Genomic DNA, 15,974 nt, shown 5'->3' with positions numbered 1-15,974 from the left:
GCGGGTGGAGGAGCGCGGGTGGGCGTACCGGCGGAGGCAGCCGGAGGGGACGGTGCTGTACGAGGCGGTGAAGGACAACCTGGCCACGCCGCATCGGGTGCGGTGGGTGCTGCTCAAGGACGTGGGGCTCCTCTCGGACGTCCTCACCCTCTTCCTGCGCGCGGGGGCAAGCCCTGCAGCGACGGAGGGCACGGCGGCATGGCCTACGGGGTGGGCCGGTTGTTGCCGTGTCATTCATCCAGTTCTTCGGTTCCGCCTTGCAGGTGACTCCTCATTTCCACTCGCTGGTGCCGGACGGCGTCTTCGTGCCGCGGGAGGGCGGCGTGCGCTTCGAGCAAGTCGCGGCCGATACCCGCCGCGTGTCGTTCCTGTGGAGCTATCCCAACATGATGCCGCTGCCCGCACGCACGGTGCGGCGCATCGCCGACACACTGCTCCCCTGGCGATTCGAGCGCATCTACGGCGCCTTCACCGGGCGTGAGGTGATGCGGGAGGGTGAAGCCGCCGTCAGGATGTCCGCCGCGCGCTACATCGAACTTCTGGAAGCGCCGCCCACCTCGTAGGCCGCGCCCGTGTGGACGGGCTTCGGCCGGCCGTGATTCTCTCCGCGCCCATGACCCATCCCCCTTCTCGCACGCTGTTCGGTGCTCTGACCCTTGGCTCCCTGCTCCTGGCCCAGTCTGGCTGCCACGAGGATCCTCCGGCGCCCACGCCCGACCCGGAGTCCCCGCCCGTCCATGTCCAGGTCCTGGCCTTCAATGACTTTCACGGCAACCTGGAGGCGCCCTCGGGCAGCAATGGCCGCATCAAGGTGCCCACCGAGAATGGTGGCACGGCCGATGTGAATGCCGGCGGCGCGGCCTTCCTCGCCCATCACCTCCAGGCGCTGCGGGCGGAGAACCCCGACAACACCGTGGTGGTGTCCGCGGGAGACCTGATTGGCGCCTCGCCGCTCATCTCCGGCATCTTCCACGACGAGCCCACCATCGAGGCGATGAACCTGATGGGCCTGGACTTCAACTCCGTGGGCAACCACGAGTTCGACGATGGCTCCGCGGAGCTGCTGCGCATGCAGTCGGGCGGCTGCCATCCGGTGGACGGGTGTCAGGCGGGCACGAACTTCCCCGGCGCGAAGTTCAAGTTCCTCTCGGCCAACGTGTTCACCGACCTGGCCGCCCGGAAGACGCTCTTTCCCGCCTACGGCATCCGCGAGTTCCAGGGCGTGAAGGTCGCCTTCATCGGCATGACCCTCGAGGGCACGCCGCTCATCGTCGCTCCGTCCGGCGTGAAGGGGCTCTCCTTCCAGGACGAGGCCGACACGGTCAACGCGCTGGTCCCCGAGCTCCAGGCGCAGGGCGTGAAGGCCATCGTGGTGGTCATCCACGAGGGCGGCCTGCCCACGGGCCTCTATGACGAGTGCCCGGGTATCTCCGGCCCCATCAAGGACATCGCCGAGCGGCTCGATGCCGAGGTGGACGTGGTGGCCTCGGGCCATACGCACCAGGCCTACAACTGCGTCATCAACGGCAAGCGCGTCACCAGCGCGGCCAGCTACGGGCGGCTCATCACCGACATCGACCTGACGCTGGATCCCCGCACGGGCGACGTGGTGGACGCGACCGCGCGCAATGTCGTCGTCACGCGGGACACGCCGGACGCGCCGGTGGAGGCCTATGTGCAGGGCATCATCGCCAAGGCGGCGCCCCTGCGGGACAAGGTCATTGGCAACACCCCGAGCGAGCTGAAGGCCCCCGTACGGCCCATTCAGGCGGGTGTCTCGGGCGAGTCGGTGATGGGCAACGTCGTCGCGGACGCGATGCTCGCGGCCACGCGGGAGCCGGCCATGGGCGGGGCTGTCATCGCCTTGCAGAACTCGGGAGGCGTTCGCGCCGACATCAACGCCGGTGACATCACCTTCGGGGAGGTGTTCTCCGTCCAGCCCTTCGCCAACAACCTGGTGACGCTGACGCTCACCGGCGCGCAGCTCGACACGCTGCTGGAGTCGCAGTTCCAGCCGAGCGGCACCTCCATCCTCCAGCCGTCGCGGGGCTTCTCCTTCGCGTGGAGTGCCTCGGCGCCCGCGGGAAGCAAGGTGGATCCCGCTTCCATCAAGCTGGATGGCGTGACCGTGGATCCCACGGGGAGCTACCGGATCACGGTGAACAACTTCATGGCCTCCGGCGGAGATGGTTACACGGTGCTGCTCGAGGGGAAGGAGCCGCTCACGGGGGCCATCGACGTCGACGCGGTGGAGGCCTACCTGCGCGCCAACAACCCCCTGTCTCCGCCCGCGCTGGGCCGCATTACCCTGCTGCCCTGAGCCTCGGATATCTCCCGCTCTGCTCCCGCCCGCTACGCCCCGGAATTTGGACCCAGCGCTTCAGAGCAACTGAGCCGGCAAAGCGGATTTCGTGACGCCCGAACGGATGTCGGCTTTCGAGCGATTGCGGATATCCGGGCTAAGGTATGCGCACCTGTCTCCCGAGGCGCGGGAGAGCGCGGTGCAGGAACTGGATCGGCCCAGCCCCCAGCCGCGCGCCGCTCTGGGCTAGAGACGCCAGAGGGGCACACTGGGGTCACATGAAGAAAACGAGGGCAAGGAAAAAGCCCAGCAACCCTTCGGGATTGCCGGGCTTCTGAGTGTGGAGGCGGCGGGAATCGAAGCCGCCAGCTACGCGGCCGGAGACGCCAACTCCTTGAGGCGCTGGCCCACGCGGTGCCGACGCTTCTTGGTCAACACCTGGTGGAGGTAGCGCCCGGTGTAGCTCTCCTTCACCTGGGCCACTTCCTCGGGCGTGCCGACGGCGAGCAATTGGCCGCCGCCCGCGCCACCCTCGGGGCCCATGTCGATGACCCAGTCGGCGCTCTTGATGACATCCAGGTTGTGCTCGATGACGAGCACGGTGTTGCCCGCCTGCACCAGGCGGTTGAGCACCTGGAGCAGCTTGCGGATGTCCTCGAAGTGCAGACCCGTGGTGGGCTCGTCGAGGATGTAGAGCGTGCGGCCGGTGGCCACGCGCGCCAGTTCCCTCGCCAGCTTGATGCGCTGGGCCTCGCCACCCGACAGCGTGGGGGAGCTCTGCCCCAGCCGGATGTAGCCGAGCCCCACGTCCTCCAGCGTCTGGAGCACGCGCATGATGTCCTTGTGCGCGGCGAAGAGTTGCATCGCCTCGCGCACGCTCATGTCGAGCACTTCCGCGATGTTCTTGCCCTTGTAGCGCACGCGCAGCGTGGCCTCGTTGAAGCGCTTGCCGCCACACACCTCGCACGGCACGTACACGTCCGCGAGGAAGTGCATCTCCACGAGCTTCACGCCATCGCCCTCGCACGCCTCGCAGCGTCCGCCCTTGATGTTGAAGGAGAAGCGGCCGGCGGTGTAGCCGAAGGCGCGCGCCTCGGGCGTCATCGCGAACACCTCGCGGATGGTGTCGAAGAGCTTCGTGTACGTCGCCGGGTTGCTGCGCGGCGTGCGCCCGATGGGCCGCTGGTCGATGTCGATGACCTTGTCCAGGTTCTCCAACCCGGTGATGGCCTTGTGCTTGCCCGGTACCTCGCGGCTCTCGTACAGGGCGCGCGCCGCGGCGGGGTAGAGGATTTCATTGATGAGCGTGGACTTGCCCGCGCCGGACACGCCCGTGACGGCCACGAAGACGCCCAGCGGGATGTCCACCGTCACGTCCTTGAGGTTGTTCTCCTTGGCGCCCTGGATGCTCACCTTGGCCTTGCCCAGGGGGCGGCGCTTCTCGGGGACCTCGATCTCCTTGCGGCCGGAGAGGTAGGCGCCGGTGACGCTGTTCTCGTCCTCCATCACCTCGGCGGGCGTGCCCTGGGCCACCACCTGGCCGCCCAGCTCTCCCGCGCCGGGACCGAAGTCCACCAGGTAGTCCGCCTCCTCCATCGTCTCCTCGTCGTGCTCCACCACGACCACGGAGTTTCCCAGGTCGCGCAGGCGCTTGAGCGTGCCGAGCAGCTTGCCATTGTCCCGCTGGTGCAGGCCGATGGACGGCTCGTCGAGGATGTAGATGACGCCGGTGAGCTCGCTGCCCATCTGCGACGCGAGCCGGATGCGCTGGCTCTCGCCACCGGACAGCGTGGACGCGGTGCGGTCCAGGGTCAGGTAGTTGAGGCCCACGTCCTCGAGGAAGCCCAGGCGGCTGCGGATCTCCTTGAGCAGCTCGGTGGCGATCTTCCGCTCCGTCTCCGTGAGCTTCAGGCCCCTGAGCCAGCCGAGCGCGTCGCCAATCGTCTGCCGGCTCAGGTCCACGATGGAGCGCCCATGGACCTTGACGGCCCGGCTCTCCGGCTTGAGCCGCGCGCCGTCACAGGTGGGGCAGGGCTTGTCACTGAAGAACTTCTGGTAGTACGTGCGCGCGGCCTCGGAGGTGGTCGTCTTGAAGCTGCGCATCAGCTTGTTGACCAGGCCCTCCCACTCCATCTCGTAGTTGCCGCCGTCGCCCCACTTCACGTTGAACGACTTGCCGTCCACGCCATACATGAGGATCTTCTTCGCCTTGGTGGACAGCTTCGCGTAGGGCGTGTCCAGGTCGATGCCGAAGGCGTTGGCCAGGCTCTCCACGAAGTCCGCCGTCCAGCCCTCGCCTCGGTTCATGCCACTGGCCCACGGCTCCACCGCGCCCTCGCGGATGGTGCGCGAGCCGTCCGGGACGATGCGCTCCGGATCCATCTCCGCCTTGGTGCCCAGGCCATTGCAGTCCGAGCACATGCCCAGCGGGTTGTTGAAGGAGAACGAGGAGGGGGTGAGCTCGCCGAAGGACAGTCCACACGCATGGCAGGCGTTGAGCTCGCTCATGACGCGATCCGTCGCCGGGCTGCCCGTCTCGTCGGTGATGATGAGCAGGCCCTTGCCCTCGCGCAGCGCTGTCTCCACCGAGTCCGTCAGCCGCTGCTTGCCATCGGGCTTGATGACCACCCGGTCGATGATGAGCGCGATGTCGTGCTTGGACTTCTTGTCCAGCTCGATCTTCTCCTCCAGGCTCTTGACCTTGCCGTCGATGCGCGCGCGAGAGAAGCCGCGCTTGAGCGCTTCCGTGAGGATGTCCTTGTGCTCGCCCTTGCGGTTGCTCACCACGGGGGCCAGCACCATGGCCTTGGTGCCCGCGGGCTGGGCCATCAGCGTGTCGACGATCTGCTGGGCGCTCTGCTTGCCCACGCGCTGGCCGCACTGGGGGCAGTGCTGCACGCCGACGGAGGCGAAGAGCACGCGCAGGTAGTCATGGACCTCGGTGACGGTGCCCACCGTGGAGCGCGGGTTGTTGCTCGCCGCCTTCTGCTCGATGGAGATGGTGGGAGACAGGCCTCGGATGGTGTCGTAGCGGGGCTTCTCCATCTGCCCCAGGAACTGCCGGGCGTAGGCGGACAGGCTCTCCACGTAGCGGCGCTGGCCCTCGGCGTAGAGGGTGTCGAACGCGAGTGAACTCTTCCCGGATCCCGAGACGCCGGTGAACACCACCAGCTTCTTCTTGGGAATATCCAGGGAGATGTTCTTGAGGTTGTGCTCCTTGGCTCCACGGATGGAGAGGGTATCGGGCTCGGACATGGGCGCGGGGTGTAACACTGAAAGGGCGCGCAGTGGGTGGAATGTCGGCGCGCGAACGGTGAGACAGGGTTGGATGGTGGCCAACCGCTGGGGTTTCAACCTCCATCCCCGGGACCGCCGCAAGGGGAGCGGGCGGGGGAGGGGGCGTCCGTGGGGTCCGGCTTCGCCTATTTGACACAACGCGTGATGATCCCACTCGACAGGGCGCCTGGAGCGGGGCAGGGTGGGAGGTACGATGGCTCCGGACTCACTGCTGATCGCCGGTGTAGGAGACATCCATGGTCGCTTCCACCGCGTGGAAGCCTGGCTGGACGCGCTGGAGCAGGTGCGTGGCCGCCCCGTGGACCTGGCGCTGGCGGTGGGCGACGTCGAGGCCTTCCGTCTGGCGGATGATCACCGCCGGAAGGCGGCCAAGCGGGCCATGCCCGCGGAGTTCGCGGGGTACGCCGATGGTGTCCGCACCATGAAGCGGCCCCTGTATTTCATCGGTGGCAACAACGAGGACTTCGAGGCCCTGCACGACGCGCCCGAGGGCTTCTCGCTCGCACCCAACGTGCACTACCTGGGCCGGGCGGGACTCAAGGAGTTGAACGGTCTGCGCGTGGCCTACTTGTCGGGTATCCACGCGCCGCGCTTCTATGAGCAGCCGTTGAAGCGGCCGCGCTCGCTCGATACGGCGAAGCAGGCGGGGTACTTCCGCGCGTGCGAGGTGGAGAAGGTCCAGGCGTTGCGTGACGTGGACCTGCTGCTGGTGCACGAGTGGCCGCGGGGTCTGCCTCAGCGGGCCCAGGAGCGCGAGGTGCCTCCGCCGGGCCGTGCCTTGCCGTCCTATTGGATTGGCAATCCCGTCACCCGCCGGTTGGTGGAGACGATCCATCCCAAATGGGTGTTGTGTGGACACTCGCACCGGGCCTTCGCGGTGACGCTGGGCACGGGAGGTCGGTTCCCCTCGCGCGTGGTGTGTCTGGATCAGGCCGCGCGGCCCGAGGAAGCGGTGTTCTGGATGGAACTCCAGGGCCGCGAGGTGGTGTGTGCCGGGTGGGGCACGTCCGGCCGGGTGGCCTGGCGCGCGGGCGAGCCCTGGGGGCTGGCGTCCCTACCCGCTCCCTCCGAGTCCGCGTCCCTCGGCACGACGGGCTCCTGAGTCCAGGACCCGTTGGGCGTGCCTTTCTTTTCAGAGGCGGTACTTCATGACCACCAGGAACTCCCAGTACCCGAGGGAGCGCTGATCATCGACGTTGTAGAAGAAGTAGTGGAGGCGGGTGCTCGCGGTGAGTTCGACACGATCCGAGCGCAGCCAGCGCACGCCGGTCACGAGACCGGGCGTGAGCATTCCAGACTTTTGATCCGGAAGGTTCGCGTCCGCGAAGTTTCGGTGCGTGCCGAGATACGCGAGCCGGGGTCCGATGAAGGGGGACACGCGGCCCAGGGACCACTCGGCCACCAGCGAGGTGCCCACGGTCAGCAGCGTATAAGCGGTACTGCGCTTCACTTCGTTTGCCCAATGCCAGGTCGAAGGTCCAGCTCCAGCCCTCGCGCAAGTAGCCGTGCTGGCCCAACTCCAGGCCCATCAGGGGCGTGTAGAACAGGCTTTCACGGGTAGGGGCCGCGAAGAAGGCGTTGTGTCCGCCGGTGAGGCCCATCGTCCAGTATGCACGCGACTCTCGCTCCCGGACGGGCACGCCCTTCACCGGATCATCCGAGAAGGGCGTGTCCCGCAGCCGCGACTCGTCGAGCACCGTGGTGCGTCCGTGCCGGACCTCGATCTCGCCCACGCGCAGCCGGTCCGTCATCCTCCGCTTCACCGTATACGTGCCCGGCGCCAGGGCGAGCCTGCGCTCGGCGTTCACGGCCGAGTGCAGCTCCGCCGCCACGAGGCCCCGGAGGTTCACGAAGTAGTAGGTTCCCGCGGGCGCGGAGCGAGGCACCAGCAGGCCCTCGTTGCTTCCCCGCGGGGTCGTCAACACCAGGTCGCCCTGGCCGGCCAGGTGGTAGCTGAAGGTCGGGTGCTGGGGACCGGCGCTGCTGTCCGCGGTGTCCGCCACGGTGCGGGCATAGGCATGGGAGTAGGCCTCGAAGAGGGTCACCTGGCCATCTCCGGAACGGTCCGCGTCCCCCATCAGCCCGCTGACCAGGTGGTGGGAGAAATAGCTGCCGCCCAGGAGATCCGACTCCTGCGAGTCCTCGTCCGCCGAGCTGGAGGTGAGGATGACGAGCCCCTGGCTCTGGGGCGCGACGTCCGTGTCGATGACGAAGGCCGGAGCGCGTCGGGCTCCTTTCGTCCGCGTGAGCGTCCCGGAGCGGCACGAATCCAGGATGGCGATGCGGATGTCCATGGGCGCCGTCGCCAGCCGGCGCTTCAGCTCCTCCAGGTTCAGCGTGCTGTCCCCCATCCGCAGCAAGCCGTCCTTCGCATGGCCCGAGTAATAGACGAGGAGCGAGGTGCGTTCGCCCCGCGTCCGAGCCTCCTGGGCGCGCGCTTCCATCCTGGCGAGCGCCCGCTGGAAGTCCTCCGCGCTCTCGTCCAGCAGCAGGCGCGCATCGCGGGGCTCCACGCCGCCCAGCCGCACCAGGAGCTCGTGCATCTTGCGCGCATCGTCCTTCGCGAAACGCAGGGGCCGCGTGCCCGCGCCGCCCTCGTCGTTGCCCGCGAGGAGGGCGAAGCGCCGCAGGGGCCGCGCCTGCACGGCCGTTGCCAGCAATACGCCCAGGACGAGCAGCCGGGCATGGCCAGCCAGGTGTCTCATGGCTTGCGCAGGAGCCAGTGGAGTTCTTCTCCCTCCACGCCCAGCGTGGACATGGCCGCCACCTCGCCTCCCGCGGCCTCCCAGGCACTCCGCGCCGCCGTCCGCACGGCCTCCTCCCACAGGGGCTCCTCGGAGAGGAGCAACACCAGCCGCTCGTGGCCCGAGCCCGTGAACCGCACACTCTCGGGCAGCCAGTGTCTCTCGGCTCCTGTTTCGACGGGGAGGCTCATTCCCCGCTCGGCGTAGAGCACCGACACCTCGCCCATATCGTCCACGGACACCACCATCACGTACCGGTAGGGCCCCGCCACATACCCCAGCCGTACCCGCTCGTCTGGGAGGAGTTCGCCGGTGTGGCTTGGTGCGAGCGGGCGCTGAGGCCCCGCTCCGCCGATGCGCAGCGCCGCGGAGGCTCCGCCCTTGAGCCGGTGGAGGGAGGGGGCTGGCGAGAGCATCGGCCGGCCCACCACCAGCAGGCTGATGGCCGCCACGGCGAGCAGGAAACCATTGAACCGGGGCCGTGAAGACGCCGCGGGTGATTCGCGCAGGGCACGCTCCACGCCGGCCGCGAATCGCTCGAAGGGAACCTCCGCCTCGAAGCGGGCCTGGTTCGCCTCGAGGCCCTTCATCACATGGTGACACTCCGCGCACGAGAAGACATGCCCCTGGGGCCATGGGCCGGGATGCTCTCCGGCGTGCAGCCGCCGCAGCGTCCATGCCGAGGGATGAGTGCTCATGGAATCTCCAGTTCCTTGTTCGCCAGGGCGGCGAACCGCTCCAGTCGCTTGCGCACCGTGGGAACGGAACGCCCCAGCAGCGCGGCCACCTCTTCCAGCGTCATTTCGTCCATCCAGTAGTGCACCGCCGCCGCCTGCGTCTCCAGGTCCACCCGGGAGAGCAGCGAGCGCACCAGTTCCCGGGCCTCCATCTTCTGATCTCCCCGGTCGCCCTCGGGACGGGCCAGTGTGTCCTGTTCAAACCAGCGCCGCCAGGGGGCCCGCTCCGCGCGCAGCAGATTGAGGCAGTGGTGGGTGGTGATCTTCACCAACCATGTCAGGGGTGAGGAGCTGGCGCGGAACTCGTCCACGTGGGTGAGGGCGCGGGCGAACACCTCCTGCATCGCGTCCTCGGCGTTCGTGGCGTCCTTCAACAGATAGAGGCAGCGCGCGTACACGCCGCCGCCATACGCCGCGTACAACTCGCGCAGGAACTCGCTCCGGTCTTTCTTCGCTCTCGTGATTCCCAGGCCGCTCCTCAGGTGCGGGTCGTTCATCCATGGAGACAGTGACACCGCGGGGCTTGGAATCTGAAAAGCCAATCTCACGGGCGAGGCGCTTCCTGGAAAAGCGCGCCGGGGTTTTTCGTGGAAACGCGGTTGGTGTGTCTCTTCATCAGAACCCTCTCCCTCTCAGGAGGAGCCCTGGTGCTTCGACGACTCATTCTGGCAGCCACCCTCTGCCTCGCGGGGGGCGCGTTGGCCAAGCCTCCCGCGGGAGGTGTGTTCTGCGCGACCTATCCCTCGGCGCCCGCCTGTACAGGGCAACAGCCGTCCTGCAATTACTGTCATATCGCGCCACCCCAACGAAATGTCTTCGGTGCGGGGCTGGAGCCTCATCTGGCCCCCGGCGCTCCGCGTCCGTTGTCCGACACGGACTTCGGATACGCGCTTCCCACGGCCCTGAGGGCCGTCGAGACGGAGGACGCCGACGGTGACGGGGTGTCGAACCTCGTGGAGATCCAGCGTGGCACCTCGCCGGCGGATCCCTCCAGCGTGCCCGTGGACACCGGCCGCTGCCAGGCGGGTGACAATCCTCAATACGATGTGTGCCGTTACGACGCGCGCTTCGCGTACAAGCGCCTCCTGCTCGACTTCTGCGGTGTGCCGCCCACCTACGCGCAGCTCCAGGAGTTCCGGGCGTTGAGTGCCGATGCGCGGCTTGCCCGGATGGATGCCGAGTTGGATCGGTGCATTCACAGCGAGTTCTGGCTCGGCAAGAACGGGCAGTTGTGGAAGCTGGCCCATCCGAAGATCCGCCCGGTGGGCTCGCTCAAGGGAGGCCCGGAGGACGCGAGTCCCAATGCCCTCGCCGACTACTATGACGACTACTCGCTCTATGCCTACGCGCAGCTCGACGATCACGACGCGCGCGAGGTGATGACGGCGAAGTACTACGTGCGCCGGGAGAGCAACCCCACCCGCTATTCGGTGGTACAGACACCGCCGACGCAAACCATGGACGAGCCGCACCGCGCGGGCAACATCACCTCCCGGTGGAGCCTCCTCTACTTCGTGATGTTCAGCGCGCTGCCGCGCAACGCCGCGGCGCAGGCCTACCGCGCCTACCTGGGCCTCGACATCGCCAAGCAGGAGGGCCTCTTCAGCGTGGCCGGCGAGCCGAGAGACTACGACCACGCGGGCGTGACCTCGCCGACCTGCGCGGCCTGCCACGCGACGCTCGACCCACTGAGCTATCCCTTCCGCAACTACCAGGGGGTCGTCTCCTTCAAGGACTTCAACACCTGGGCCCGCTACGTGCCCAACCGTCTCGAGACGTTCTTCCCCAATGCCTCCCCGATCATCACCCAGACACCGGAGGCCGGCTACCTCTTCGGTCAACCGGTGAAGGACCTCGTCGAGTGGGCGCGGGTCGGGGCCAACAGCGATGCCTTCGCCATCGCCTCCGTCACCGACTACTGGAAGCTGCTCGTGGGTCATCCTCCCTCCGCCGAGGAGAACGCCGAGTTCGTCACCACCTGGAAGCGCTTCAAGGGCACGCATCAGTACAGCGTGCGGCGCATGCTTCATGACCTGATTCGCACGGAGGCCTACGGTGCGCCCTGACTTGCTTCGCGTGTTGCTGCTGTCCGCCTGCGGTGTCCTCTTCGCGTGTTCTTCCTCCTCTCCCTCGGAGCCGAATGCCGGTCCGCCGCCCGCCGAGCCCGGCACGGATTCTCCCGGGGCCGTGGCTCCCTCCTCGCGCGACAACCTGCGCTTCATGAATCCGGAGCAACTGACGGCGCACTTCTCCGCGGCGCTGTCCCTGCCACCGGAACAGGTGTGCAACGAATTGGGGCAGTATCCCTGCGCCACCTACGCGCACAACGTGGTCCTGGGAGGCGTGGAGCCGTATGACATTGGCTTCTACGAGCCTCTGACGATCACGGGCGCGACGACGCCCAACGTCATCGACCGCATGGCCCTGGCGGCATGCGCCCGGCGCGTCTCGCTCGACGTCACCACCCCCGGGGAGGCGATCCTCTTCAAGGGACTCGAACTCGACGCGCGGGGAAGCCTGGTGAACCGGGAAGGCGCGCCGGTCCACGACATCATCACCTCGCTCTACCAGCGCGCCTTGATGCGAGACCCCTCGGAGTCCGAGGTGGGTGCCTTGTCGCGATTGGTCTCCCAGATCGAGGCCACGGGCAGCCAGACACCGGGCCGTGACTGGATGACCGGGGTCTGCTTCGCCGTCCTCTCCTCCGCCGAATCCGTCTTCTTCTAAGGAAACGTCATGTCACTGCGTCAGAATGGACGGCTCTCACGCCGGGAAATGTTGAAGGCCTTGTCGATGTGCGCCGCGGGCTCCGCGACCCTGGGACCCTTGCTGACGGGATGCCGGGACGCGCTCACGACCCCGGCGGCACTCGAGCAACTGGGAGGCGTGCGCCACGCGCGCCTCGATGGCAAGCCCCGCTTCCTCATCGTAGTGGGCGCGGTGGGCGGCGCCTCCATCATCGATAGCATGCTGGCGGTGCGGGCCTCGGAGACGGCGGCGGCGGGCGCCAGTCCCGCGAAGCTCAACACCTTCGCCGACGCGCAGGTGCGGGACGTGGGTGGCTCTCCGTTCCGTGCCGTGAAGGTGGAAACGGATTACCTGGGCAGCATTCCCCTCCAGGTGAAGACGGACCAGTTGCCCTTCGTGCGCAAATACAAGGATTCCATGCTCGTGGCCACCTCGGTGGGCACGTCGGTGAACCATGTCATCGCGCAGAAGCGCAGCCTGACTGGCAACAATGCCTGGCGCGGCCGCACCTTGCAGGAGTGCGTGGCCCTCCAGTACGGCGCGGGCCTTCCCCTTCCCAACGTGAACATGGGCAACGCGGGCTACTCCGAGCGCGGCGTCGACACCTCCCTTCCCGCCTACTGCTACGGAGAGGTGGTGGCCAAACCCTCGCTCTGGCCCCTGGGCCTCGATGGCATGAAGGGCCTCAAGGACATGCCTTCCCGCGACGTGCTGGCCCTGGTCCGGAGCACGCGCAACACGCTCGATGCCGAGTCCGTCTTCGGACGGACCTTCGATGACGCGGCGGCGCTCCGGCGATGGAACGCGCAGCGCACCGAGGGGCAGTCCGCGCTGGAGGTCCAGGATCTGATCAACCGCCTCAACGTGATGCCCGACAATCCGCCAGGGATGCCACTGGCGGAGTACGGCCTGTCGAGTTCTCCCGATGGGGAGCGGCTGCGCGCGGCCTTCCCGAACTACATGACCGATGCCGTGGAGGCGCAGGCGGCGCTGGCCTTCCTGTTGATCAAGAACCGGGTGTCGGTGTCGGTGACCCTGGGGCCGTCGTTCAACATCGGAGTGACTTCGTCTCGGGAGTTCACCAACCCGCCGTTGGCCTTCGACTTCAGCCACAATGAGCACCGCTCGGTCCAGGCCTTCATGTGGTCGCGCCTGATGACCACGATCGACAAGCTCATCGAGTTGCTCAAGTCCGAGCCCTTCGACTCGAGCGGTGAGAGTCTGTGGGACCGCTCGTTGATCTACATGGCGACCGAGTTCGGCCGCACGCGCACACGCGTGGAGGGGGCCACGCAGTTCGGCACCGGGCATGATCTCAACAACGGGTTCATGATTCTCTCTCCGATGGTCCGGGGCAACACGGTGCTGGGCGGCGTCGATCCGAGCACCACCCTGACCCACGGTTTCGACCCGCGCACCGGAGCACCCGAACCCGGCAAGATGACGTCGAACGAGGCGGACATCTTCTCGGGCATCCTCCAGGCGATGGGCGTCGATACCTCGGGGAGCGGACTGCCCGACGCGAGCGCCTTCGTGCGCACCTGAGCCATTCGGGAGCGGACCCGGCCGCCGTGCATGAGACAACGGTCTCATCCCCCCGTACCGCTTGCCGGAGCGGCCTCGGGGGCGGGTCTACTCCTCGTCTTCCGCGAGCTCCCACAACGTTCGCAAAGGCGGCATTTCACTCGCTCGCGTGTGCGCGTCCAGTTGTACGAGCGGGCCGTCGCCCGCACCATGGTCTGGCTTTCCGGGGGGAAGACCATGGAGCAAGAGAAGCCATCCAGGCGGGGCCGTTACTCCTATTCCTCGATGCCCCTCGGACTCGCGGGCCGGGTGCGTGAGGCACACCAGCTCTACCGCATGTGGCAGGAGGGCCTGGACGACCGGGTGAACGTCACGCTCGATGCCATCCGCCAGTGCGAGGCCCGATTGGCCGAGTGCTTCGGCGTCGCGCTTGAAGGGCTCGATGTGCTCGACATCGGGCCGGGCCAGCAATTGCGGCACATGAAGGTGCTCTCGGTGAAGAACCGGGTGGTGGGCATCGACATGGACATCGTCCCCCAGGGCTTCCACCTGCGCGACTACGTGGAGATGATTCGCCACAACACGGTGCTGCGCACCATGAAGACGGTGACGCGCAAGGTGCTCGGCTGGGACGAGCGGTTCGAGCGGACGCTCGCGCGCGGTCTCTCCGTTCCGGACTTTCCGCGCCTGCCCGTCTTCCGCATGGACGCGACGCGGATGACGTTCCCCGACGCGTCCTTCGATCTCGTCTGCTCCTGGTCAGCCTTCGAGCACATCGCGCGGCCAGGGGAGGCCCTGGCGGAAGTCGCTCGCGTGCTGCGGCCGGGTGGGAGCGCCTACCTGGCGGTCCATCTCTACACGAGCCACAGCGGCAACCATGATGCGCGCTCCCTGACGAGGAACGGCGTGGCTCCCCCGTACTGGCCCCACCTGAGGCCCGGTTATCGAGAGGCGGAGCGGCCGAGCTGCTACGTGAACGAGGTGCGGCTCGACGAGTGGAAACGGCTGTTCCAGGCGGCGATGCCCGGCACACGCTTCATCCACGAGCGCCAGGAGGCGCTGCGCTTCGCCCTGGAGGGGTTGAAGGCCCAGGGCGAGCTGGCGGACTACTCCGAGGAGGAACTGCTCACCGTGGGCCTCGTCGGCCTCTGGCGCAAACCCGGCGAGGCCTGACCTCCGCCGACGCGGCGCTCGCCGCGTCGGACGGGCAGCTCTCCTCCCCGCGGATCGTGAGTGAGGGCGGCTCAGCGCAGCTTGCGCCGCAGGTGGTTGAGCAGATCGATGCGGGTGATGAGTCCGATGAACTCGTCGCCCGACATGACGATGGGCACGAAGCCCTTGTCCAGGTAGGTCAACAGCTCGGGCACCGGGGTCTTCACGTCCACGGTCTGCAGACGCGTGGACATGAAGTCGCGCACGGGCAGGCGCAGGCGCGTCTCGTCGTTGATGGCCGCGAGCAGCAGGTCCGACTCGTCGATCATCCCCACGACCTTGTTGCTCTCCAGCACGGGCATCTGGGAGACGTCGTAGAGCTTCATGCGCGCGTAGGCGACGAGCAGGGTGTCCGAGGGGGCCAGGGTGACCACGTCCCGGTTCGAGTAGCGGCGGGTGATGACGTCGCGCAGGTCTCCATGGGCCGCGCGCGGCAGGAAGCCCTGATCCGCCATCCAGAAGTCGTTGAACATCTTCGACAGGTACTTGTTGCCGCTGTCACAGACGAAGGTGCACACGCGCTTGGGCGTGGTCTGCTCGCGGCAGTAGCGCAGCGCCGCGGCGATGAGCGTGCCGGAGGACGAGCCCGCGAGGATTCCCTCCTGCTTGAGGAGCTGGCGCGCCGTGTCGAGGCTCTCCGAGTCGGGGATGGAGTAGGCCTTCTTCACCCGGGACAGGTCCGCGTTGGGCGGGATGAAGTCCTCGCCAATGCCCTCGACGACCCAGGAGCCCGCCTTGCCCAGCGTTCCCGACTTCACGTAGTCCGTGAGGATGGAGCCCTGGGGATCGGCGAGCACCATCTCGCACTCGGGAAGGGCCTTGGCGAAGTAGCGCGACAGCCCCGCCATCGTTCCTCCGGAGCCAACGCCCGCCACCATGGCATCCAGGCGGTTGCCCAGCTGCGCGGCGATCTCCGGACCGGTGGTGGTCTCGTGCGCGAGCGGGTTTGCGGGGTTGGCGAACTGGTTGACGTAGAAGCCGCCCAGCTCCCGGGCGATCCGCTCCGCCATGTCCTGGTAGTACTCGGGGTGGCCCTTGTCCACGTCCGAGCGCGTCATGATGATTTCCGCGCCCAGTGCCTTGAGGTGGAGGATCTTCTCCTGGCTCATCTTGTCCGGAATGACGAGCGTGAGCCGGTAGCCCTTCTGCCCCGCGACGAGCGCGAGCCCCAGGCCCGTGTTGCCCGCGGTCGCCTCGACGATGTGCTTCTGGTGGGGACCGAGCTGACCCGCCTTCTCCGCGGCGGCGATCATGGACAGGCCAATGCGGTCCTTGATGGAGCCTCCGGGATTCTGGTTCTCCAATTTGAGGAAGAGTTCACACGGGCCGGTGTCGAGCCGGGTCACCTTCACCATGGGGGTGTTGCCGATGAGGCCAAGGAGATCGACGGGGAGAGGGGCGGATGGCATG

At 67.5% G+C, this 15,974-nt stretch carries 12 protein-coding genes; 7 read left to right on the top strand and 5 right to left on the bottom strand.

The features are described 5' to 3' along the window. Positions 1-227 precede the first annotated feature (227 nt). A complete protein-coding gene (locus tag MEBOL_RS41770) occupies positions 228-563 on the top strand; it encodes a transposase (RefSeq protein ID WP_095976051.1) in 336 nt (111 codons plus the stop codon). A gap of 50 nt (positions 564-613) precedes the next feature. After that, on the top strand, positions 614-2,320 hold the full coding sequence (locus MEBOL_RS03365; protein WP_095982561.1) for a bifunctional metallophosphatase/5'-nucleotidase: 1,707 nt from the start codon (positions 614-616) through the stop codon (positions 2,318-2,320). 351 nt (positions 2,321-2,671) lie between these two features. Here the strand turns inward: MEBOL_RS03365 and uvrA are convergent, their stop codons facing one another. Next, complete coding sequence (gene uvrA / locus MEBOL_RS03360) at positions 2,672-5,557, bottom strand: excinuclease ABC subunit UvrA (protein WP_095976050.1); 2,886 nt, start codon at positions 5,555-5,557, stop codon at positions 2,672-2,674. 235 nt (positions 5,558-5,792) lie between these two features. On the opposite strand from uvrA, the gene MEBOL_RS03355 reads away from it, so the two are divergent. Next, positions 5,793-6,701, top strand: coding sequence for a metallophosphoesterase family protein (locus MEBOL_RS03355; RefSeq protein WP_095976049.1), 909 nt, complete (start codon positions 5,793-5,795; stop codon positions 6,699-6,701). Between the two features lie 85 nt (positions 6,702-6,786). Here the strand turns inward: MEBOL_RS03355 and MEBOL_RS03350 are convergent, their stop codons facing one another. The 3 genes from MEBOL_RS03350 to MEBOL_RS03340 are packed head-to-tail and all read right to left on the bottom strand — an operon-like array spanning position 6,787 to position 9,577. Then, positions 6,787-8,304, bottom strand: a complete 1,518-nt coding sequence (locus MEBOL_RS03350; protein WP_342747735.1) for a caspase family protein — start codon at positions 8,302-8,304, stop codon at positions 6,787-6,789. After that, a complete protein-coding gene (locus MEBOL_RS03345; protein ID WP_095976048.1) occupies positions 8,301-9,041 on the bottom strand; it encodes an ACP synthase in 741 nt (246 codons plus the stop codon). The genes MEBOL_RS03350 and MEBOL_RS03345 overlap by 4 nt, the downstream gene beginning before the upstream one ends. Then, positions 9,038-9,577, bottom strand: a complete 540-nt coding sequence (locus MEBOL_RS03340; RefSeq protein WP_095976047.1) for an RNA polymerase sigma factor — start codon at positions 9,575-9,577, stop codon at positions 9,038-9,040. The genes MEBOL_RS03345 and MEBOL_RS03340 overlap by 4 nt, the downstream gene beginning before the upstream one ends. Positions 9,578-9,727: 150 nt before the next feature. Here MEBOL_RS03340 and MEBOL_RS03335 point away from each other — a divergent pair, with 150 nt between their 5' ends. From MEBOL_RS03335 to MEBOL_RS03320, 4 genes are all read left to right on the top strand, one after another. Further along, the gene (locus tag MEBOL_RS03335) at positions 9,728-11,146 is read left to right on the top strand and encodes a hypothetical protein (RefSeq protein ID WP_170115436.1); all 1,419 of its coding nucleotides are present in this window, start codon (positions 9,728-9,730) and stop codon (positions 11,144-11,146) included. Beyond that, a complete protein-coding gene (locus tag MEBOL_RS03330; RefSeq protein ID WP_095976046.1) occupies positions 11,136-11,807 on the top strand; it encodes a hypothetical protein in 672 nt (223 codons plus the stop codon). The genes MEBOL_RS03335 and MEBOL_RS03330 overlap by 11 nt, the downstream gene beginning before the upstream one ends. Before the next feature lie 9 nt (positions 11,808-11,816). Then, complete coding sequence (locus MEBOL_RS03325; RefSeq protein WP_095976045.1) at positions 11,817-13,373, top strand: DUF1501 domain-containing protein; 1,557 nt, start codon at positions 11,817-11,819, stop codon at positions 13,371-13,373. Positions 13,374-13,589: 216 nt separating this feature from the next. Beyond that, entirely contained in the window at positions 13,590-14,525 is a 936-nt protein-coding gene (locus tag MEBOL_RS03320) for a class I SAM-dependent methyltransferase (protein ID WP_170115435.1), read from the top strand. A gap of 71 nt (positions 14,526-14,596) precedes the next feature. Here MEBOL_RS03320 and MEBOL_RS03315 read toward each other — a convergent pair whose 3' ends face one another. After that, positions 14,597-15,973 (bottom strand): pyridoxal-phosphate dependent enzyme, encoded by a 1,377-nt coding sequence (locus tag MEBOL_RS03315; RefSeq protein ID WP_095976044.1) that lies wholly within the window; start codon positions 15,971-15,973, stop codon positions 14,597-14,599. Position 15,974: the final 1 nt, after the last annotated feature.

It is taken from the genome of Melittangium boletus DSM 14713 (genome assembly GCF_002305855.1).
Taxonomy (GTDB): domain Bacteria; phylum Myxococcota; class Myxococcia; order Myxococcales; family Myxococcaceae; genus Cystobacter; species Cystobacter boletus.
Note: the sequence above shows the minus strand (reverse complement) of the source record. Positions and strands in the feature narration are given on the sequence as shown.

Bases quoted from the DNA above. Each gene is read 5' to 3' on its own strand.
- MEBOL_RS03320 (WP_170115435.1), top strand. From the start codon at position 13,590: ATGGAGCAAGAGAAGCCATCCAGGCGGGGCCGTTACTCCTATTCCTCG.
- MEBOL_RS03355 (WP_095976049.1), top strand. From the start codon at position 5,793: ATGGCTCCGGACTCACTGCTGATCGCCGGTGTAGGAGACATCCATGGT.
- MEBOL_RS03345 (WP_095976048.1), bottom strand. From the start codon at position 9,041: ATGAGCACTCATCCCTCGGCATGGACGCTGCGGCGGCTGCACGCCGGA.
- uvrA (WP_095976050.1), bottom strand. From the start codon at position 5,557: ATGTCCGAGCCCGATACCCTCTCCATCCGTGGAGCCAAGGAGCACAAC.
- MEBOL_RS03315 (WP_095976044.1), bottom strand. From the start codon at position 15,973: ATGCCATCCGCCCCTCTCCCCGTCGATCTCCTTGGCCTCATCGGCAAC.
- MEBOL_RS03365 (WP_095982561.1), top strand. From the start codon at position 614: ATGACCCATCCCCCTTCTCGCACGCTGTTCGGTGCTCTGACCCTTGGC.
- MEBOL_RS03325 (WP_095976045.1), top strand. From the start codon at position 11,817: ATGTCACTGCGTCAGAATGGACGGCTCTCACGCCGGGAAATGTTGAAG.
- MEBOL_RS03350 (WP_342747735.1), bottom strand. From the start codon at position 8,304: ATGAGACACCTGGCTGGCCATGCCCGGCTGCTCGTCCTGGGCGTATTG.
- MEBOL_RS03340 (WP_095976047.1), bottom strand. From the start codon at position 9,577: ATGAACGACCCGCACCTGAGGAGCGGCCTGGGAATCACGAGAGCGAAG.